This window comes from Flammeovirga aprica JL-4, from assembly GCF_012844305.1.
Classification (GTDB): Bacteria; Bacteroidota; Bacteroidia; order Cytophagales; family Flammeovirgaceae; genus Flammeovirga; species Flammeovirga aprica.
In genome coordinates this window covers 1-20,212 of the sequence record NZ_JABANE010000059.1, presented here as the reverse complement: position 1 = coordinate 20,212, position 20,212 = coordinate 1, and the positions used below count along the sequence as shown (strand labels likewise).

Here is a 20,212-nt window from a genome sequence, read left to right as displayed (position 1 = left end):
AGCATGATGGCTGTCATTGAAGTAAAAAACCTCACCAAAAATTATGGAGAGGTAGAAGCACTGAAAAGTATTTCTTTTGAAGTACAACAGAATGAAATATTCGGTTTGATTGGTCCTGATGGTGCGGGCAAGTCTACACTGATTAGAATACTAAATTCCTTGATATTAGCTGACGAGGGAAATGTAAGCGTGATGGGTAAAGATCCCAATAAACAGTATCAATATATCCGAAATCATATTGGCTATATGCCTGGGCGATTTTCGCTTTATGAAGATTTATCGGTAAAAGAGAACTTAGAGTTTTTTGCTACAATCTTCGGCACTACAATCAAGAAAAGCTATAATCTGATCAAAGATATTTATCAGCAGATAGAACCTTTTAATGATAGAAAAGCTGGAGCTTTGTCGGGTGGTATGAAACAGAAGTTAGCTTTGTGTGCGGCTTTGATTCATTACCCAAAAGTTTTGTTTTTGGACGAACCCACTACTGGTGTTGATCCTGTTTCAAGAAAAGAATTCTGGCAGATCATAAAAGGCCTACATCAACACAACATCACTATTATAGTATCCACCCCTTATATGGATGAAGCTGATTTGTGTGACCGAGTAGCTTTAATGAATGATGGAGAAATACTAAGAATAGACACACCTCAGAATGTTGCCAACTCTTTTGATAAACCTTTGTACGCATTGGAAGCCAAAGAAGGAAATTACAAATTAATCAAAGCACTGAGAGCTTACTCTTTTCTTGATAGTGTTTTTCCATTTGGAGAAAAATTACATTACACTGACCAAAGAGATGATGATATTACAGTAGAGCTGAAAAAGCATTTGACATCGGAAGGTTTTAGTGATATTTCCATTGAAAAAATAGCTTCCAATACAGAGGATGTTTTTATACGGTTAATGAATAATCAAAAGCAATAGTTATGAATTCAGAAAAAATAATTGAAACCACAAAACTGACTAAAGCTTTTGGTTCGTTCAAGGCCGTCAATGAAATTACATTTGACGTAAAAAAAGGAGAAATTTTCGGCTTTCTTGGTGCTAATGGTGCTGGAAAATCTACAGCTATGAAAATGCTGACAGGTCTCCTTTCTCCTACTTCGGGTGAAGCAACTGTGGCTGGATTTGATGTATTTACTCAACAGGAGAAAATCAAGAAAAATATCGGCTATATGAGTCAAAAATTTTCTCTTTATGATGATTTAAGTCTTCTGGAAAATATCAAATTCTTTGGCGGTATTTATGGCCTTTCTAAAGAGCAACTGAATGAAAGAGGAACAGCAATGATTGAACGGTTGGGACTCTCAGACGTTAGTCATAAACTTTTAAAAGAAGTTCCGTTGGGCTGGAAACAGAAAATAGCTTTTTCAGTGGCAACACTTCATCAACCTAAAATTGTATTTCTAGATGAACCTACCGGTGGAGTAGATCCCATTACAAGAAGACAGTTCTGGGAAATGATCTATGAAGCGGCTGACAATGACACTACTGTATTTGTGACAACGCACTATATGGATGAGGCTGAATACTGCAACCGTATCTCTATGATGGTAGATGGTAGAATAGCAGGATATGGCTCTCCAAAGGAATTAAAAGCTGATTTCAAATCTGAAAATATGGATGAAGTTTTTGTGAAAATTGCAAGAGGTGAAAATTATAAACTCCAATAGATATGTTTGATCGTTTAAAAGGAATCATTAAAAAAGAGTTCTATCATATTTTTAGAGATCAGCGTACTTTATTGATCTTATTTGGAATCCCAATTGTACAAATTGTATTATTTGGTTTTGCAATCTCCAACGAAATCAAGAATGTAAAAATTGCGGTATTAGATCAATCAAAAGATGAACATAGTTCTCAAATCATTGACAAAGTGCTCTCTACCTCCTATTTTGATTTAGATAGTTACGTTAATTCTTTGGAGGATATTAATGATGCTTTTCAGAAAGGAAGAATAAAAGCCGCATTGGTGTTCCCTCCAAATTTCAGCGAAACGCTTAGAAAAGAGAATAAAGCAGATGTGCAGATCATCTCAGATGCCACTGATCCTAATACAGGAACTCAGATTGGCAATTACCTACAGATGCAAGTACAGCAATACTTAATGGAACATGAGATAACAGCTACATCAACCCTTCCTCCGGCATTGATCAATACTGAAGTTGAAATGAGGTACAATCCTGAATTGAAATCAGTATATATGTTCGTGCCTGGTCTTATTACCATTATCTTAATGTTAGTATGCACCATGATGACATCCATTGCCATCACAAGAGAGAAAGAAACAGGAACCATGGAAGTTTTATTAGCCTCGCCAATGCACGCTTCCATTATTTTACTCGGAAAAGTAATCCCTTACCTGCTTTTGTCCTTCGTCAATGCTTCTTTTATTATCGCATTAGGAAAATTTATTTTCGAAGTACCTGTAATGGGTAGCTATGTTTTGCTGATTGGTGAAATCATTCTGTATTGTTTGGTAGTACTTGCTTTGGGGATTTTTGTTTCAACGGTAGCGGAAACACAACAGCTTGCATTAATGATCTCTTTATTTGCTCTTTTCCTCCCTACTATGTTGTTGTCTGGCTTTATTTTCCCAATAGAAAATATGCCACTTCCACTTCAGGTTGTTTCTAAAATTGTACCCGCCACCTATTTCAATATTATCATTAAAAGCATCATGTTGAAAGGTGCCACACTTAACTTTATATTAAAGGAGACATTAATATTGATCGGTTTCTTCTTTTTCCTCATGGGTGTGAGTATCAAACGCTTTAAAATCAGGCTGGAATAAAAACGAAGTAGTTTGAGTTCAGTAGAGTAACTCAATTACATGGTTTAGAAATTATTTCAATCAAAAAAGATTAATTATGAGTGCTTTAAAATTCATTCTTCAGAAAGAATTCAAACAAATATTCAGAGACAAAGGAATGTTGCCCATCATTTTTGTAATGCCCATAATGCAACTGATGGTACTTTCCTTTGCTGCCACTTTTGATGTAAAAAATATTCAACTGGAAGTAGTAGACCGTGATCATTCCCAGTTGTCACAGTCTCTAATAGAAAAATATGTAGCTTCGGAGTATTTCAATTTGGTACATTTTAAACATGCTACAGACCCAAAAGGCACATCACTTCAGGAAGGATCTGTGAACATCAGTTTGGAGATTCCTAATGATTTTGAGAAAAACATCATGCAGAATACTCCTGTTACGCTTTCCGCAAAAGTCAATGCCATTGATGGCATGACGGCAGGTATCTCTGCTTCCTATGCACAATCTATCATTCAGGAATTCAGAGAAGAGTTTGTAAAAGAAAACATTGGGTTCTTTACACAGGGAAATACTCCTTTTAAGATCAACTTCTCTATGCAAAACTGGTACAATTCAACTTTGAACTATAAATTTTATATGGTTCCTGGATTGCTTGTATTATTAGTAAGTATGATTGGAATGTTTCTTACTTCTATGAACATTGTAAAGGAAAAGGAGATCGGTACAATAGAACAGCTTAACGTAACTCCCATTACAAAAGGGGAATTTATCATTGGAAAAGTTCTGCCTTTTTGGTGTATTGGTATGTTTGTATTGAGCGTAGGGCTTACCATTGCAAAATTATTTTTCAGCGTTCCCATGCAAGGACCCATCTATTTGATCTTCCTTTTTGCAATGCTGTATTTACTTGTCGTTTTAGGTATTGGGCTGTTCATCTCTACAATAGCCGACACACAACAGCAATCAATGTTTATTGCATGGTTCTTTATGGTAATTTTCGTACTTCTCAGCGGTATGTTTACGCCCATTGAAAATATGCCTGTATGGGCACAGAAAATTACGTTACTGAATCCTTTTAGATATTTTATAGAAGTGATGAGAAGTGTATTATTAAAAGGGGCCACTTGGAGTGATGTAAAAATAAATTTCTTTATCATCGGTATTTATGCTGTTGTGATCAACACTATGTCGGTGCTTGCTTATCGAAAAACGAATGGATAAATAATGTTCTACCTGCATTTTTACGTCAAAAAAGAAATGGAAATAGCTTTTCAGATAAATAATCATGCAGGTTTTCCGATTCTATGCCTTTAAAAATTGATATAGACAAAAGTGGTTACTAATATTGCATCAAATTTTTTTAGGATATGACAACAGACATAGCAGATTTATTAAAAATGACAATTCCTGCAGGGATTGTTTTATACGGCGCCTTCGCTATTGTAAAAATGTTTTTACAGAAAGAATACGATACACTTTCAATAAAAGTGAAGAGCAGTCAAATAGAACAGACTTTACCTTTAAGATTACAAGCCTATGAGAGATTAGCCCTATTTTTAGAAAGAATCACTTACAGAGAATTATTGGATAGAATCAACTATGACGATATTTCTGCCGTACTTTTCCAACAAAGTTTATTAATCACTATCAGAGATGAATTCAACCATAATTTATCTCAGCAGATCTATGTGAGTCCAGAACTTTGGGAAATGATCAGAGGTACAAAAGAAGAAAGTATTTCTTTCATCAACAGCGTTGCAAAAGAACTTCCTGAAGATGCTACAGGTTTTGACCTGGCAAAAGCATTGCTTGAAAATAGCATCAGTGAGGATGCTTCTACTTTAGATGTATCGTTGATGAAATTAAAAGAAGAAGTAGGCACTTTGTTTTAGAGCTAAACAGGTGTCTATTAATGAAATTCACACTCATTAATTAGCATTACCTTTTGTTAAATAGAATATTGAAACGGATGAAGTTACTTTGCGTTAAGTTAATTAAACAAAGAGAAAAACAACTTATCATCGTATAAGTTTCAAGATATATAAGATTAAGAGTAATAGTTAGTTTTTGGGTTATGAGAAAGAGTTTGAAGTTTCTTCGGACTCTTTTTTTATGTCTAATTTTGAGGTGTGAAAATTTAAATATTAGTGTAAAAAAGATTTAAAATTCATTCACAAAAAGAGCACAACCTCCCCGTTAAACTTCCGTTTTAATTACTATAAATAGACATTAAAGTTCAAGTAAAATACTTGAAATCAAAGATATATAAGACAAGAGTAATAGTTAGTTTTTGGGTTATGAAAAAGAGTTTGGAGATTCTCCGAACTCTTTTTTTGTATTTACAGAAGTAGACAAAACCTTTAAATCTTATTCACAAATAACGTGAAACATGAGTGACTATTCACCGTTAATACTACTATAAAATTTGATACAAAGAATGTCTACAGGACATCTAAAAATATAAAAGTTAAGAGTAATAGTTAGTTTTTGGGTTAGAAAGAGTTTGGAGATTCTCCGAACTCTTTTTTTGTGTTTAAACTTTTCTGAATTCAATGGTTTAATAGTCAATAATATGAGTAATAAAAAAAGTTTCACCATTAAAATTTGTTCACACAAATATCTAAACAATGAATAGATATTCACCGTTATATTAATTGTAAGTTGATTAAAAGATAGCTCATTTATTGAGCATTAAGATATTTAAGAAAAAGAGTAATAGTTAGTTTTTGGGTTATGAAAGAGTTCGGAGATTCTCCGAGCTCTTTTTTTTGCTTAAAAGTTTTTATTCTTTAGCAAAAAATCAAACTCATCCAACTGATTCTACAATTCAAATATCATATATCAAAAAAATACTTCTTATTAAATTTTGTTCACTGAAAACACTCAACCTCAAACTATTACTCCCCGTTAATTTAATTGTAAGTAAAGAAAAAACAATCACAACAAAGTGATTTAAAAGATATAAAAGAAAAAAGAGTAATAGTTAGTTTTTGGGTTATGATAAAAGAGTTTGAAGTATCTTCAGACTCTTTTTTTTAGTTATAAATTAATTAAGTACTCTAGGACAAATAAAAACGGACATTTTATCTTACCTTTTTTATCCTACTCTTCGTTAGATTTTTATCGCGTAACTAAGGCTATGCTATGCAAATCTGCCTTGATTAGAATAAAAAATATTAAACTAAAATCATCCCTTTTCTTCTGTCAAAGTACTTATGTAAATAGAAGTAAATAATACTCCATTTTTGTATTTGAGGCTTATTTTGAAATATCCAGCCTTTAACTCCCTCCTACTGTTTAATGTTAGAACATTATAAAAATATAATGAACAAATATTCATTTTTTAATAAATCTTAGAAATAGTATTTATATTGAATTTTATAGCTACTAGGTAGATTTATTTTATTAATTTGCGGAAAATAAGATATAATGAAGATTTCTTGATTATGAAATCAATTTTAAACTATCATTTGTAACCACCACTATGTCAGCTGAACAAGCAATAACAGAATATCGTCCATTATTGTATGCCGTAGCCTATAGGATACTTGGAGTAGCCAGCGATGCTGAGGATATGGTGCAAGACACATTCATCAAGATTCTTAAAGTCGATCTGTCAAAGATTGCGGACATTAAGAATTACTTAATTAAGACTATCACTAATACGTGCCTAAATCATCTTGAAGCATTAAAGAGAAAAAAAGAGCACTTAGTAGATAACTGGGCTAACATTACCCATAATTTCCATTTTGATCCTATCGAAAGTTGGTCATCAGACAAAGCCACAGAAATTTCTGAAGGTTTGAAAAATATGATGAAAAAATTAAATGATGCTGAATTGGGGGTTTACCTTATGAAAGAAGCATTTAATTTAAACTATAATGAAATCACTGAGATCGCTAGAAAAAAAGCCGATCACTGCAGACAGCTTTTCCATAGGTCAAAACAAAAATTAGAGGAAGGAAAAGATAAATTCAGTGTAGATCCTGAAAGACATTTTCAGATTTACAAAAAGTTTCAACAAGCCAATAAAGATGGCGAAGTGAGAAATCTTGTTGATTTTATTTTCGGAAATAAGAAAAAGTAAGAAAAGTTGAAAAAAATATAGTTAATAAGTTTTAGCAGGTCCAATTCAGAATTTGGTTGTTAAAACCCAAACATTAAAAGTATTTTTAGCAGCTCAACAAAAGCATCACATTCATAATAAGGAGATTACAGAATTTTACAACTGTAGTCTCCTTATTTTTTTAGATAAACTACTGAAATAAAGGTTTTTAGTACACTTAAATTTTGCGTCAATTTGGGTAAAATTGCCAACAAATAATGATATTTATCATTCCACAAGACAAACTATGTAAGTACGTTTGCAATGTAGTTATTGACAAGGGCAAACAAGTTGAATTGCCGTCATAACTCTCCAATTTTTGAAGAATTATTTATTCAATTTAATATTTAAATAAAATTATGGCAATTAAAGTAGGTATCAACGGTTTTGGCCGTATCGGACGTTTCGTATTTCGTGCTTCAGTAGAAAGAGAAGATATCGAAGTAGTAGGAATTAATGACCTTATCGACGTTGAGTACATGGCTTACATGTTAAAGTATGATTCAACTCACGGACGTTTTAACGGTACTGTAGAAATCGTTGACGGTAACTTAGTTGTTAACGGTAAAACTGTACGTGTAACTGCTGAAAGAAACCCTGAAGATTTGAAGTGGGACGCAGTAGGTGCTGAGGTTGTTGTTGAATCAACTGGTTTATTCTTAACTGACGAAACTGCACGTAAGCACATCACTGCTGGTGCTAAGAAAGTTGTTATGTCAGCTCCATCTAAAGACGCAACTCCAATGTTCGTTATGGGTGTGAACAACAAAGAATATGCTGGTCAAGATATCGTATCTAACGCTTCTTGTACTACTAACTGTTTAGCTCCTATCGCTAAAGTTCTTAACGACAAGTGGGGTATCAAAGACGGTTTAATGACTACAGTTCACGCTACAACTGCTACTCAAAAAACTGTTGACGGTCCTTCAATGAAAGACTGGAGAGGTGGCCGTGGTGCTGGTCAAAACATCATCCCTTCTTCTACAGGTGCAGCGAAAGCAGTAGGTAAAGTTATTCCTGAATTAAACGGAAAACTTACTGGTATGGCATTCCGTGTTCCAACTCCAGACGTTTCTGTAGTTGACTTAACAGTTAACTTAGAGAAGCCAGCTACTTACGAAGAAATCTGTGCAGCTATGAAAGAAGCTTCAGAAGGTGACTTAGCAGGTGTTCTTGGTTACACTGAGGATATGGTTGTTTCTAACGACTTCATCGGTGAAGTACAAACTTCAGTATTCGACGCTAACGCTGGTATCGCTTTAACTGATACTTTCGTAAAAGTGGTTTCTTGGTATGACAACGAAATCGGATACTCTAACAAAGTTCTTGACCTTGTAGCTCACATCTACAACGCATAGTTTGTAGATAGACACAAGTCTTAATATTAAAGGGCAAATCTTCGGATTTGCCCTTTTTTATTGTCAAATTTGTAGTGATTTTTTGATTCAATATTTCACACTAATGCATAAATATTTTTTTATTTTTCTAACCCTTCTGACTCATTCTCTTACAGCTCAGGAATGCGATACTGAAATCACACAGAAAAACTGGAAATACCGAGTAAATCTTAGCACCTTCATCAGCCAAAAGGAAGGTATTGATATCAACCCCAATAAAATTTACTACGATTTTATGAGAATGCCTATTGGTGTTCCTTTCAACTACATTGACTTTATCCAAATCAAAGAGTATAAATACAAAGAGATTGAAAATAATCAGCTCCTCTACCCTGCCTATGAAGCATATGCTAAAATGAAACAGGATGCTTTTCGGAAAAATATCCATATCAATATCAGATCTTCTTACAGAAATTTAAGGACACAGCAAATTGTTTTCAATAAACATGGAGCAAGCAGAGCGGAAAAACCTGGCTATTCAGAGCATCACCTTCTCACTACAATAGACATAAGATATGCGGGTGAGAATACAAAGCTTTTTCTTTGGCTCCTTAATCATGCCTTTGATTATGGATTTGTACCCACTTACTATTTTAGAATTGAAAAAAACATCAGACAGGAATCTTGGCATTGGAGGTATGTAGGAGAAGAAGCCGCTCAATGGTTTAGATGTGCATGGAGAAATGAGATCAACAATGAGATTAATAGATTAAGCCATACTTTCGGTAAAATTTAGTTAACAATGTGAATATTCTTTCTCCAAAAGGTTTATTGTATTACTTTCAATCTACTTAAATACACTTAAGTACTAATTCAAAATTAACTATGATTTATCTTTGACTTAGTACTCAATAACAATTCAATAACGAATTCTATGTTTAAAAAACTAGCTTCTGATGTCATGGGCCTTAGTGACATCGGTAAAATCATCGACCCTGTCGATTATGATAAAGTAGACTCTGATGACTATATCATGCATGAAGATGGAGAACAGATCTTCTTCTTGATCAAATCAAAAACAGATGAGTATTGTTTTACAAACACTGCACTGATTCACCTTGATGGCACTTCTGCTATCAACACTAGAAGAACACTTTACAGATACCCCTACAAAAAGTATTTTTTCTCAGATGTAAAACTAGAAACTGCTGGTAATATTGATTTGGATGTTGAAATAAAATTCAACCTTGGGGAAAGTAACTTTAGCATTGACGTAGATCGAAAACAGATTGAGAAATTGAAAGATCTGTATAAAAGTTTGATCAAGATCGCTTCTCTGCAAGACAGTGCTTTTAATCAATTTGCACAATCACAAGAAAGTGTTTCGCTTACAATGGAAACATTGAAGGGGACTTTGGGCAGTAATACTAGCGCGGAAGAGTTTGAAAAATTGAATGATTATATTTTCTCTTGGAAAACAAGTAAATACAAAGAGTTCCACAGGGAAGATTATGCTGAAGTTTTTGATTTATATATCAATAACTAAACATACAAAAACGGCCAATGATCAATCATTAGCCGTTTTCTTTTTATATTAAAGTGCTTTTGTAAAGCATCTTTTTCTCTTATGTTGAATATGATCGTAATTTTTCCAGTTTTGGATAGCTTTCTGATTGGTCTCAAACATACCTGTTGTTTCAAGGTACTTAATACCATTTTCACTCATTGTCTTTTGTAACTGTCCAACTAACATTGCACCACCGCCAAGACGTTGCAATTTTGGATGAACTGCAGTCAATAACATATCGCAAGTATCATTTTTTTTCCTTGCTTTATAAATATGATACAAACCGAATGGTAAAATACTACCTTTTGCTTTCTGTAATGCTTTAGAAAGAGATGGCATACCTATTACAAACCCCATTAGCTCTCCATCTTCCTCAGTTACCAATATTTTTACATATTTAGGATCAAGAAACTTCAAGAACTTATTTTTATAGTACTCTACCATTTCTTCATCAAAAGAGATCACACTGTAAAGTTCTTTAAAAGCCTCTCCGAGTAAATTAAAGATTTGATCAGCATAAGCCACTAATTCATCAGATGTTTTAAATGACTTGACGACTGTTTTAGTTCTTTTCATCAATAAAGTTGATGCTTTGATTCCTTTCTCAACCACTGCATCATCCATTGTTAATCTAAACTCAATCCAATCCACTAATTTATCATAACCTAAAGCCTCTAAATGCTCTTTATAATAAGGAAGGTGATATTCTGAAGCTACAGAAGGTAAATGATCATGCCCTTCAATCATCATCCCCTGATGATCTAAGTTTGTAAAGCCAAGAGGACCAACAATTCCTGTCATTCCTTTTGCTTTACCCCATTGTTCAGCTGTTTCTAATAGCTTTTGAACAACTTCTCTATCGTTGGCAAACTCTAATCTTGTAAAACGAACGTTAGACTCATTTGCCTTTTCGTTATATTTTGAATTGATAATTGCTCCTATTCTACCAACACATTCTCCGTTTTTATAGGCTAACCAATATTGAGTGTCACAAAATTTTTCAAATGGGTTATTTGCGTCGAAAATTGAAAGTTCATCTTTTTTGATTGGAGGTACCCAAAATTCACTTCCTTTGTAAAGCTTAAATTGAATATCTACAAATTGCTTTTGATCTTTTTTAGTTACTACCGGACGTATCTCAATACTCATGATCTATATTTATTCCTATCGTTCTTTTTTGATTTTATAATAGAGACGCAATATAAAAACCATTTTTTTGAAACGGTTAAAAATATGATAGAAAAGTCATTTTCTTGAACAAATTTAAGGTTAAAATTTACAAATCTGGAGGAAGTAACAATATAAAAAAGGCCATACTTCTCAAATGGAAATATGGCCTTAATGGAAATCAAATCAACTACTGCACCATCATATCAGAAATAATCAATGTTACTTCTTTTAAGTACTCATCTTTCTTGATTGCTTCCTCCCACTTCTCAGCAGATTTGGCAATCACTGAATCTGGTTTTGAAGTTGGGTAATGATCTTTCATCACAGTCACTTCAAACTCCTCATGAGTGGTTGTTGCCTCTCTTAGTTTCTTTGATTCTTCATCCAATCTTTTTTGTTCTACCTTGAACTGCTCAAGATTCAATGTATAGTATTTCTTTTCATCTTGTTTTTTCAAGCGAAGAGCATTTTCCTCTACCATTTTAAATACATCATTGTTTGCTACTCTTTGCTCTGATTTTGCTTTCAAGTCAGCAATTGGCAACTGCTGAGGCCACATTGAGTATTTTGAAGGTTCTACCTCATCCCAAGGTAAAACATAAGGAAGATCTTCTTCACCTACTTCCAAATAAGCATAAGTATCAGGAAGCTTGATATCTGGCGCAACGCCTCTTACTTGAGTAGCACCTCCGTTAATTCTATAGAATTTCTGAATTGTAAGTTTCAATGATCCTAATGGTTTATAATCATCCAAACGAGACATTCTATCTAAATCAATAAAACGTTGTACAGTACCCTTACCGAATGAGTTAGAACCAACAATTACGGCTCTTCCATGATCCTGTAAAGCTGCTGAAACAATTTCCGATGCAGATGCTGACATTCTATTGATCATCACTACAAGTGGACCATCATACTCAATGTTATTCGTTTCAGGTTTTAATGTTTTAGATCCTGAAATTTTACTCTTCACTTGTACAACTGGGCTTCTTCCTACAAAGTGACCCACCATTTCTACAGCGTCACCTAAAGAACCTCCACCGTTATTTCTCAAGTCAAGTACAATACCATCAACATTCTGAGCTTTTAATTTCTTAATTTCCTGATAAACGTCTTTACCACTTGATCTACCATTTCTATCTTGGAAGTCAACATAGAAACTTGGAAGATGAATCAAACCAATTTTCTTACCTGATTGTTTATCTTCAATTACAGCTGATTTAGCATACGACTCTTCAATTACTACTACATCTCTAATAATAGGAATTACAACAATTCTACCATCAGGCTTTCTTACTGTCAATCTCACTTCAGTACCTTTTGGTCCTTTGATAAGTTTGATCGAGTTTTTCAATGACATACCAGAAATATCTACTGGGTCATCCTCGCCTTGCGCTACTTTTAAAATAAAGTCATTCGCTTCTAGATCGCCTTGTTTCCAAGACGCACTACCTGTGATAATGCTAACCACTTTCACTTCACCACCTGTTTGTTGAAGTCTAGCACCAATACCTTCAAAGTGACCAGAAATTTCTGTATCAAATTGCTCTTTTCTTTCTGGCGGGAAATACTCTGTGTGAGGGCCGTAAATTGAGATCATAGAATTGATATATAAAGCATAATGATCTTCTTCATCCTGCTTTTTCATATAATCAAAAACATCTTTGTAATTCGTTAAGACTTTTTCTCTTATATCAGCCTCTATTTCTTCATAAGTAATTGGAGTATAATCCTCTCCTTTTTCCTCAGCATTTTTCTTTTTCGACTCCTCTGTTTTCAGTTTAGAGTTCATTCTCAAAAGCGCTGCATATTTTAAAGATTTTCTCCAGCGGTCATATCTTTCCTTTTCGTTCTTAGGAAAGTTCATTTCATCTCTATCAAAAAGAATTTCTTCTTTTTTGTTGAAATCAAACGGTTTCGATAAAATTTCAGCAGTGATTTTTTCTACTTCTTCTCTTCTTTGGTTGAAGATAGAAACAGAAAGCTCATACAATTCAGTATTGTAATTATTTTTTATTTCGTCGTCTAGTTTATCCTTCGATTTGTTGAACTTATTGATATCGCTTTTCAGGAAATATCTTTTGTTCGGGTCCAAATTTTTCAAATATTGATCGTAAGCCTTATCACTAAAATCGTCATCAATTTCTACACTATTGTAGTGCATTTGTTTTAAAGCTGTAAATAATAGACTTCTTTTTATTGCGTTTTTATTGCTATCCTCTGGAGCATCTATCCGTGCTAATAATGAAAACCCAAATAATCCCAACCCTACTAAAAGTACAGGTAATATGAGTGCTTTTTTTCTGTTTATCATCCTAAAATTATTCTCGTTATATTATTTCTTTAAAATGGGTATAATTTTCAAACTATAAATCTAATCAACTTGGCGTTTATATTTCTTTAAAATTTCTAAAAAACTTTCAGAATCTCTGTATCCAACAAAAACTTTATCTTTCCCTTCAGGATGTATAACTATTATAGCAGGGTAACTGTTTACATCATGTGATAAGGCAAAGGACTCATTGGTGTATTTTTCTCCTTTAAATTCAAATGAACCATCCTTTTCAGGGTTGAGTTTTACAGCATGGTAGTTTTCAGATACATAATCTACAACGTCACTGTTCTGAAATGTTTTTTTATCCAGAATTTTACACCAACCACACCAATCAGTGTAAACATCAATAAAAATTGGTTTTCCATCCTTGATTGAAGAAGAAATAGCTTCGTCTGCTGTTTTCCATTTGATTTCATCATTGACTTTCAAAGCATTGAATGAAAAACATAGAGTTGCAGTAAAGACTATTATAAAATAAATTGATATCTTGTTCATATTAATTAACGGAGATGATGATTAAATATATGAAGAAAATTATAATCAACGTTATTTTTTATTTATTTCTTTATATTGTTTTTCTTTAAAAGAACATTTCATCTTCAAGTCTATTTTAAAAATTCAATCATTTTTTTTGTAATGAAAACCAAAAATTATACGCAATTTCTAGTTTGTTTTCTGTTCATTTTCACTTCATCTACTCTTTTTGCACAAGATTCCACTTCGGTCAACCAACCACCTAAGAAATGGAAACATACTGGTCAAGTTGGAATCAACTTCTCTAATGTAGGTCTTGTCAATTGGTCTGGCGGTGGTGAAAGTTCTTATTCATTTGGTGGTATCCTAAACTACAAAGCAGTAAGAGAGACAGATCGAGCTATTACAAGATTGTATACTGATTTAGCATTCGGCCTTATTAATCAAGCTAACAGTAGATTCCCGTTTAAGAAAACGGATGATCAATTAAACCTTGGTGCAGATTACAGTTATAAATGGCATAAGAAAGTGTTGTTTACTGCTGCAGCGGACTTCAGAACACAATTTGCAAAAGGTTATGAATATGTCAATGATGATCTAGGTGTTGAACAAGAAGTTCAAATTTCTGACTTTCTAGCGCCAGGCTATTTAAACCTCAATATTGGTTTGACTTACAACCCTGCAAAATATGCCTATTTCACTTTTTCACCGCTTGCAAATCGTATGACTTTTGTGAGAGATACTATTTTCTCAGAAAGATACGGATTGGATGCTGGTCAACAGTTCAGAGATCAATTAGGCATGAACTTCAAAGCCGGTTTTGATAAGGAGGTTGTAAAAAATGTCACTCTGAAGACCGTTTATAATATGTTTGCTGAATACAGCAGATTGACAGAATGGGTCGTCAACTGGGATTTAACGCTAGATATGAAAGTGAATAAATTCTTAAATGTGAACTTCACTAGTCAATTGATTTATGATCCTGATGTAATTGTTGCAAGAAATGATGGTACGGAAGGGCAAGCAGTACAGTTCAAGCATGCATTAAATGTTGGTTTGGTCTACAGGCTTGGAGCATTTAAGGAGTAGTTCTTAATCATAAATCAGTACCACACATTCAATGCAGTTTAATACAGCAGTTCAACATAAAATATTAGTAGAATTGAATTTGACATTGAATAATACTAAAAAAGGGATACCATTTGTAGTGGCATCCCTTTTTGGATTATTGATATGTTCAGCAAAAAAGCTATTCGTTGCTTGCTTCAGTATATTCTGAGACAATTTCCTGCTTTTCTTTTGGTCCAGTCATCATAAAAGCCAATAATCCCATTGCAAATAAAATTGGCATCGAGATGAGAATAATGCCGATGAATAATTCCATAGTAGTAATACGAAAGTTCAAGTGTATATCGTAATTATAACACTTAATCAATAGTATTACAAATTGACAGAATATTAATTATCGCAATTCACATAACTAAACTGTTGGTTTGCAGACAGCTTAATATCCCCATCAACTTCGTCAGGTACTGCTCCTGCTGTTGGATATCCTTTTGAATTCGTGGTATATGTGAAAGTATCATCGTAGATAAAGTCCTTTTGAAAGCCTCCGTCACCGTTTGACAATCCTAAAACAATATCTTTTACTAGGTGAGTTGAGAATACTTCATAATCAACATTTGTGCTGTAAAAGAAACCATTTGCTTCTATTAATGTAATTGCAAAGAAGTTAATACCTGAATTTGGATTTTTTACACCATCAAAATAAGTATACTCCTGATAAGCTTCATTTTCATCACCAAAATAAAACTCCATTTTGGTCATAAGACCATCCTGATAAGCAAATGTCACAGTTAATGCTGAATCTAGATTACTTTCCTCATTTGAAATCGATGCAATCTTCCCAGCTCCATCATATGTAAAGAAATATTCAATTTCTTCACTGTTTGAGAATACAACACTCATAGAATAAACTCTGCCATCAACAGGTTTGACTCTAAGAAGTTCATTACCAACATTAGATACACTTTGTAATAAACCATCATTGCTATAAGCAAATTCAAACTCATAACTGATATCTGTAAGTACCGTATCAACACCAGCAGAATCTGTAAAAACATCTCTATTCGTGTAAACGTAAGAGTTCATTTGTGTATCAGTATAAGTATATTCCTCTTTACTTGTAATGATTTGCTTTCTTTGTGATCCATTTTCTGTGTATTGCAGTGTTGTCACTAATGATGAAAGTGAACACTCTGCCTCAACGGGCTTAGAAAAGTATGGAATTTCGCCGTCGTCACTTGAACATGACAGCATAGCTAGAAATGGGACTAATAGGAATAAGGTTCTTAATTTAATCATAGTAGTACTAAGTTTAATTAATCAGTAAAATTTATGCTAACTAATATTAACGATTTTAAAATTAAATTGTAAATAAATGTTACGGAAAAAGTTCCAAAACCGATTTTTTTCACAAAAGACCCTTAAAAAAGTACTATTTACATTTGTACTTGACTAAGATCCGTTAAATCCTATTCGTTATAACTTTTTGTTATTTAATTATAATTTTTGATAATAACACACCCATTTTTATAGAGATTTTCATGTTTGAAATCGCATTACTATTGTTTTTTGTAAATACAAGATGCAAATTTGTAAAACATATCACGGCTTAGAAAGTTGATATGTTTGAAATAGTAAACAAACGAAGATGTCAAATCAGCTTTGATGTTAGCGAACCACTAACCGATTGACTCTTTTTTAAAATAGAAAAACAATATGGCGATTATTATCACAGACGAGTGTATCAACTGTGGGGCGTGTGAACCAGAATGTCCAAATACAGCAATTTATGAAGGCGGTGTGAATTGGTCTTGGGGAGAAGGTACTGCTCTTACTTCTGTTGAGATGGAAGACGGATCAGCAATTGACGGAGAAGAAGAACAAGAACCTGTATCGGATGAGTTTTACTACATCGTTCCTGACAAGTGTACAGAATGTATTGGTTTCCATGAGGAGCCTCAATGTGCCGCTGTTTGTCCTGTAGACTGTTGTGTTGATGACCCAGACTACAGAGAATCTGAGGATGAGTTATTAGCTAAAAAAGAATGGCTTCATGATGAATAAGAATTCGTTCTAATTTATCTCTATAAATTAAGGGTTTCATAATTTAAACTATGAAACCCTTTTTTTTGATTTCTTATCCTTCAACTTCTTCTTCGTCAAACCAACTGCTATACATCACATAATTGTTGGCAGTTCTACCAAACACAGCTTTCAATTTATCATCTAATGGCTTAACTTTCTTAGCTGGAATACCTGCATAAAGATAGCCAGATTCTAAACGGGCATTTTGCAATACTACTGCACCTGCTGCAATTAGAACATTTTCTTCTACTACGGCATTATCCATCACAATAGCGCCCATTCCAACTAAAACATTGTCATGAATAGTACAGCCATGTACTAAAGCATTGTGGCCAATCGATACATTATTACCTATAGTAGTTGCTGAAGTTTGATAGGTAGCATGAATTACAGCACCGTCTTGAATATTACATTTATCGCCGATAGTGATCTTATTTACATCACCTCTCACAACAGCACTAAACCAAACGCTGCACTCCTCACCCATGATCACTTCACCAACAACTGTTGAATTTTCTGCTAAAAAACAGCTCTCCGGTATTACAGGAGCTACTCCTTTTACTTTTTTTATTAACGCCATATTATTTCTTTTTTAAGTACTTAAAGGTAATACCACAAGTTTTAGTAGAACAATGTTTAAAGTCATTCATAGAAACAGACATATATTCTTAGCATTATTTAATAATAATTACTATTTCACCTCTAACTCCCTTATTAAAATACTTTTTATTCAATAAAGTGTTCTTGATTTCAGCAGAGATAGCAAGAATAATGATTCACTCTCAGGATTTTCAAAAAGAAACCGAAATGTTGTGAAGTATTTAGTTTTTGTTGGAGTATTTTTTTGTTAATTTCGCACATTAAATTAAAGACAAAAATTTAGACTAGTCAGAGATTAAACATGGCAAGAATTCTAACAGGAGTACAAAGCTCTGGAAGACAACATTTAGGAAATGTTTTAGGTGCAATCCAACCTGCAATTGAACTTTCAAAGTCAGACGATAACGAGGCGTTCCTTTTTATTGCTGATTTGCACTCGATGACAACCATCAAAGATGCAGAAGAAAGAAAGAACAACGTGTATGCTACTGCAGCTGCATGGCTGGCTTTGGGTTATGACACTAAAAAGAACGTTTTCTATAGACAATCGAAGATTCCTCAGGTTTGTGAGTTAACGTGGTACTTGAGCTGTTTAACACCTTTCCCGATGTTAGCTAATGCGCATTCATTTAAGGATAAATCTGACAAGTTATCAGATGTCAATGCAGGACTTTTCACTTACCCTGTATTAATGGCTTCTGACATTGTGTTGTATGATGCTGAGAAAGTACCTGTAGGTAAAGATCAGAAACAACATATTGAAATTACAAGAGATATCTGTTCTGCTTTCAACCGTCAATATGGTGAAACTTTCGTAATGCCAGAAGCTGTAATCGATGAAGAGATTATGACAATCCCTGGTACTGATGGAAGTAAAATGAGTAAGTCTTATGGCAACGTCATTGATATTTTCTTACCAAAAGGACAGTTGAAAAAGCAAGTGATGAAAATCCAAACAGATTCATTACCATTAGAAGATCCAAAAGATCCTGATACTTGTAATGTATTTGCTTTGTATAAATTGATTGCTTCTGAAGAGCAAATTGAAGAGATGAGAAATAACTATACAGGTGGTAACTATGGCTACGGTCATGCAAAAACTGCTTTATTGAATCTTATCTTAGACAAATACGCTGAAGCAAGAGAGAAGTTTGACTACTATATGTCAAATCTTGATGAGTTGGAAAAAGAACTTAGCATTGGAGAAGAAAAAGCAAAAGCAATTGCTTTGAAGAAGCTGGAGGAAGTTCGTCAAAAAGTTGGTTTCTAAAAATAGAAAAAAAGATAATGAAATTTATTGCATCCACATCTACAATTCTGAAGCAAATTCAGATGTTGAATGGTGTTATTCCTAATAACCCATCTATGCCAATTCTTGAAAATTTCTTATTTGAAATTCAAGGTGGTGTATTAAGAATTACTGCATCAGATATGCAGACGACAATTATTTCTGAGGTGAACGTTGAGGCTAACTCTGATGGTAACGTTGCTATCCCTGCAAAAATGCTTACGGATACATTAAAGAACTTACCAGAGCAACCTGTTACGTTTACAATTGATTTCGAAACGTATACAATTGAGATCAGTTCAGACAACGGTCGTTATAAATTAGCAGGTGAAAATGCGGAGGACTACCCTACTAATCCTGATCTTCAAATGTCAAATACTTTGTCAATGACAAGTGAAGCATTAGCCGATGCAATTGGGTATACTTTATTCGCGACAAGTAATGATGACATGAAGCCTAACATGAACGGTGTATTCTTCAACTTAACTGAAGAACACTCTGATTTTGTGGCTACAGATTCTCATAGATTAGTAAGATACAGAAGAAACGATATTCAAGTAAATGGTGTGATGTCTCCTATTATTATGGGTAAAAAGGCATTGACACAATTGAAAAATATCCTTCCTTCAGAATCTTTAGATATCACTTTAGAGTTCAATGAGCAATATGCTGTGTTTACTTTCGGTAGCATGAAGTTGATTGCTCGTTTAATTGATGAGCGTTTCCCAGATTATGAAAACGTGATTCCATTAAACAACTCTAACCATATCACTTTGGATCGCCAAGCGTTATTAGGTTGTTTAAAGCGTATTGTTATTTATGCTAACAAAACTACCAACCAAGTACGTTTCAAAATCCAAGACAATGAATTATTCGTTTCTGCTGAAGACTTAGATTTCTCTAATGAAGCAAAAGAGCGTTTATTCTGTGAGCACGATGGTGAAGATTTAGAAATTGGTTTTAATGCTAAATTCTTAATTGAGATCTTAAACAACATCGCTTCTGATCGTATCACTTTACAATTGTCTGAGCCAGGTATGGCAGGATTGATTGTTCCTGAAGATCAAGGTGAAGATGAAAATATTTTAATGCTTGTGATGCCAATCATGCTTCACAATTTCTCTTACTAATTTGTAAGAATGCATTAAGCAACTGCTTGAAAACAAAAAATCCTCTTTCCATTACGGGAAGAGGATTTTTTTATAATTAAAAGTCCTTACGGTTATATTTTTAGGTATATAAACTTATGTCGCCCAATCACAAAGCTGTTTTTGGGTGATATGAATTGAAGAAACCATCCGTGCCAATAATTTTTTGAAAATCGTTTTCCGATATACTCTTCTATTAAATCGAAAATGAAATTCATCTAAATATCGTTGGATATATTGATCACTGACATGGTGATGAAT

19 protein-coding genes are annotated in these 20,212 nt (G+C 33.6%); 13 read left to right on the top strand and 6 right to left on the bottom strand.

The window, feature by feature from the left end; genetic code table 11:
- Positions 1 to 3: 3 nt before the first annotated feature.
- From HHU12_RS19920 to HHU12_RS19880, 9 genes are all read left to right on the top strand, one after another.
- Positions 4 to 927, top strand: coding sequence for an ABC transporter ATP-binding protein (locus tag HHU12_RS19920; protein ID WP_317170513.1), 924 nt, complete (start codon positions 4 to 6; stop codon positions 925 to 927).
- Positions 928 to 929: 2 nt separating this feature from the next.
- Positions 930 to 1,676 (top strand): ABC transporter ATP-binding protein, encoded by a 747-nt coding sequence (locus HHU12_RS19915; protein WP_169658496.1) that lies wholly within the window; start codon positions 930 to 932, stop codon positions 1,674 to 1,676.
- 2 nt (positions 1,677 to 1,678) lie between these two features.
- Positions 1,679 to 2,797 (top strand): ABC transporter permease, encoded by a 1,119-nt coding sequence (locus tag HHU12_RS19910; protein ID WP_169658495.1) that lies wholly within the window; start codon positions 1,679 to 1,681, stop codon positions 2,795 to 2,797.
- 76 nt (positions 2,798 to 2,873) lie between these two features.
- Entirely contained in the window at positions 2,874 to 3,998 is a 1,125-nt protein-coding gene (locus HHU12_RS19905; protein WP_169658494.1) for an ABC transporter permease, read from the top strand.
- Between the two features lie 146 nt (positions 3,999 to 4,144).
- Positions 4,145 to 4,669 (top strand): DUF7935 family protein, encoded by a 525-nt coding sequence (locus tag HHU12_RS19900; protein ID WP_169658493.1) that lies wholly within the window; start codon positions 4,145 to 4,147, stop codon positions 4,667 to 4,669.
- Between the two features lie 1,592 nt (positions 4,670 to 6,261).
- Positions 6,262 to 6,864, top strand: coding sequence for a sigma-70 family RNA polymerase sigma factor (locus HHU12_RS19895; protein ID WP_169658492.1), 603 nt, complete (start codon positions 6,262 to 6,264; stop codon positions 6,862 to 6,864).
- A 374-nt stretch (positions 6,865 to 7,238) separates the two neighbouring features.
- A complete protein-coding gene (gene gap / locus HHU12_RS19890) occupies positions 7,239 to 8,240 on the top strand; it encodes a type I glyceraldehyde-3-phosphate dehydrogenase (protein ID WP_317170514.1) in 1,002 nt (333 codons plus the stop codon).
- A gap of 103 nt (positions 8,241 to 8,343) precedes the next feature.
- Positions 8,344 to 9,015 (top strand): M15 family metallopeptidase, encoded by a 672-nt coding sequence (locus HHU12_RS19885; protein WP_169658490.1) that lies wholly within the window; start codon positions 8,344 to 8,346, stop codon positions 9,013 to 9,015.
- Between the two features lie 138 nt (positions 9,016 to 9,153).
- Positions 9,154 to 9,765: a PH domain-containing protein gene (locus tag HHU12_RS19880; RefSeq protein WP_169658489.1), complete on the top strand. Its 612-nt coding sequence runs from the start codon at positions 9,154 to 9,156 to the stop codon at positions 9,763 to 9,765.
- A gap of 48 nt (positions 9,766 to 9,813) precedes the next feature.
- On the opposite strand, the gene HHU12_RS19875 is transcribed toward HHU12_RS19880, so the two are convergent.
- The 3 genes from HHU12_RS19875 to HHU12_RS19865 all read right to left on the bottom strand — a co-directional run bounded on the left by HHU12_RS19875 (position 9,814) and on the right by HHU12_RS19865 (position 13,786).
- Positions 9,814 to 10,935, bottom strand: a complete 1,122-nt coding sequence (locus tag HHU12_RS19875) for a GNAT family N-acetyltransferase (protein WP_169658488.1) — start codon at positions 10,933 to 10,935, stop codon at positions 9,814 to 9,816.
- Between the two features lie 208 nt (positions 10,936 to 11,143).
- On the bottom strand, positions 11,144 to 13,270 hold the full coding sequence (locus tag HHU12_RS19870; RefSeq protein WP_169658487.1) for a carboxy terminal-processing peptidase: 2,127 nt from the start codon (positions 13,268 to 13,270) through the stop codon (positions 11,144 to 11,146).
- Positions 13,271 to 13,330: 60 nt separating this feature from the next.
- Positions 13,331 to 13,786, bottom strand: a complete 456-nt coding sequence (locus HHU12_RS19865) for a thioredoxin family protein (RefSeq protein ID WP_169658486.1) — start codon at positions 13,784 to 13,786, stop codon at positions 13,331 to 13,333.
- A 141-nt stretch (positions 13,787 to 13,927) separates the two neighbouring features.
- Here HHU12_RS19865 and HHU12_RS19860 point away from each other — a divergent pair, with 141 nt between their 5' ends.
- The gene (locus HHU12_RS19860; RefSeq protein ID WP_169658485.1) at positions 13,928 to 14,854 is read left to right on the top strand and encodes a DUF3078 domain-containing protein; all 927 of its coding nucleotides are present in this window, start codon (positions 13,928 to 13,930) and stop codon (positions 14,852 to 14,854) included.
- Positions 14,855 to 15,014: 160 nt separating this feature from the next.
- Here HHU12_RS19860 and HHU12_RS35675 read toward each other — a convergent pair whose 3' ends face one another.
- Positions 15,015 to 15,149 (bottom strand): hypothetical protein, encoded by a 135-nt coding sequence (locus tag HHU12_RS35675; protein ID WP_262889409.1) that lies wholly within the window; start codon positions 15,147 to 15,149, stop codon positions 15,015 to 15,017.
- A gap of 74 nt (positions 15,150 to 15,223) precedes the next feature.
- Entirely contained in the window at positions 15,224 to 16,129 is a 906-nt protein-coding gene (locus tag HHU12_RS19855; RefSeq protein WP_169658484.1) for a hypothetical protein, read from the bottom strand.
- 417 nt (positions 16,130 to 16,546) lie between these two features.
- On the opposite strand from HHU12_RS19855, the gene HHU12_RS19850 reads away from it, so the two are divergent.
- A complete protein-coding gene (locus tag HHU12_RS19850; protein WP_169658483.1) occupies positions 16,547 to 16,894 on the top strand; it encodes a 4Fe-4S dicluster domain-containing protein in 348 nt (115 codons plus the stop codon).
- 73 nt (positions 16,895 to 16,967) lie between these two features.
- Here HHU12_RS19850 and HHU12_RS19845 read toward each other — a convergent pair whose 3' ends face one another.
- Positions 16,968 to 17,495 carry a gamma carbonic anhydrase family protein gene (locus HHU12_RS19845; RefSeq protein WP_169658482.1) on the bottom strand — a complete coding sequence of 176 codons (528 nt, stop codon included), beginning with the start codon at positions 17,493 to 17,495 and terminating at the stop codon, positions 16,968 to 16,970.
- Positions 17,496 to 17,816: 321 nt separating this feature from the next.
- Here HHU12_RS19845 and trpS point away from each other — a divergent pair, with 321 nt between their 5' ends.
- Positions 17,817 to 18,785, top strand: coding sequence for a tryptophan--tRNA ligase (gene trpS, locus HHU12_RS19840; RefSeq protein ID WP_169658481.1), 969 nt, complete (start codon positions 17,817 to 17,819; stop codon positions 18,783 to 18,785).
- Positions 18,786 to 18,802: 17 nt separating this feature from the next.
- Positions 18,803 to 19,933, top strand: coding sequence for a DNA polymerase III subunit beta (gene dnaN, locus HHU12_RS19835; RefSeq protein WP_169658480.1), 1,131 nt, complete (start codon positions 18,803 to 18,805; stop codon positions 19,931 to 19,933).
- Positions 19,934 to 20,212 lie beyond the last annotated feature (279 nt).

What these genes read in the sequence shown, in the direction of transcription:
- HHU12_RS19920 (WP_317170513.1), top strand. Translation starts at nt 4, where the DNA reads ATGATGGCTGTCATTGAAGTAAAAAACCTCACCAAAAATTATGGAGAG.
- HHU12_RS35675 (WP_262889409.1), bottom strand. Translation starts at nt 15,149, where the DNA reads ATGGAATTATTCATCGGCATTATTCTCATCTCGATGCCAATTTTATTT.
- HHU12_RS19915 (WP_169658496.1), top strand. Translation starts at nt 930, where the DNA reads ATGAATTCAGAAAAAATAATTGAAACCACAAAACTGACTAAAGCTTTT.
- HHU12_RS19845 (WP_169658482.1), bottom strand. Translation starts at nt 17,495, where the DNA reads ATGGCGTTAATAAAAAAAGTAAAAGGAGTAGCTCCTGTAATACCGGAG.
- dnaN (WP_169658480.1), top strand. Translation starts at nt 18,803, where the DNA reads ATGAAATTTATTGCATCCACATCTACAATTCTGAAGCAAATTCAGATG.
- HHU12_RS19855 (WP_169658484.1), bottom strand. Translation starts at nt 16,129, where the DNA reads ATGATTAAATTAAGAACCTTATTCCTATTAGTCCCATTTCTAGCTATG.
- HHU12_RS19870 (WP_169658487.1), bottom strand. Translation starts at nt 13,270, where the DNA reads ATGATAAACAGAAAAAAAGCACTCATATTACCTGTACTTTTAGTAGGG.
- HHU12_RS19900 (WP_169658493.1), top strand. Translation starts at nt 4,145, where the DNA reads ATGACAACAGACATAGCAGATTTATTAAAAATGACAATTCCTGCAGGG.
- HHU12_RS19880 (WP_169658489.1), top strand. Translation starts at nt 9,154, where the DNA reads ATGTTTAAAAAACTAGCTTCTGATGTCATGGGCCTTAGTGACATCGGT.
- HHU12_RS19910 (WP_169658495.1), top strand. Translation starts at nt 1,679, where the DNA reads ATGTTTGATCGTTTAAAAGGAATCATTAAAAAAGAGTTCTATCATATT.
- HHU12_RS19865 (WP_169658486.1), bottom strand. Translation starts at nt 13,786, where the DNA reads ATGAACAAGATATCAATTTATTTTATAATAGTCTTTACTGCAACTCTA.
- HHU12_RS19850 (WP_169658483.1), top strand. Translation starts at nt 16,547, where the DNA reads ATGGCGATTATTATCACAGACGAGTGTATCAACTGTGGGGCGTGTGAA.
- HHU12_RS19905 (WP_169658494.1), top strand. Translation starts at nt 2,874, where the DNA reads ATGAGTGCTTTAAAATTCATTCTTCAGAAAGAATTCAAACAAATATTC.
- trpS (WP_169658481.1), top strand. Translation starts at nt 17,817, where the DNA reads ATGGCAAGAATTCTAACAGGAGTACAAAGCTCTGGAAGACAACATTTA.
- HHU12_RS19875 (WP_169658488.1), bottom strand. Translation starts at nt 10,935, where the DNA reads ATGAGTATTGAGATACGTCCGGTAGTAACTAAAAAAGATCAAAAGCAA.
- HHU12_RS19895 (WP_169658492.1), top strand. Translation starts at nt 6,262, where the DNA reads ATGTCAGCTGAACAAGCAATAACAGAATATCGTCCATTATTGTATGCC.
- HHU12_RS19885 (WP_169658490.1), top strand. Translation starts at nt 8,344, where the DNA reads ATGCATAAATATTTTTTTATTTTTCTAACCCTTCTGACTCATTCTCTT.
- HHU12_RS19860 (WP_169658485.1), top strand. Translation starts at nt 13,928, where the DNA reads ATGAAAACCAAAAATTATACGCAATTTCTAGTTTGTTTTCTGTTCATT.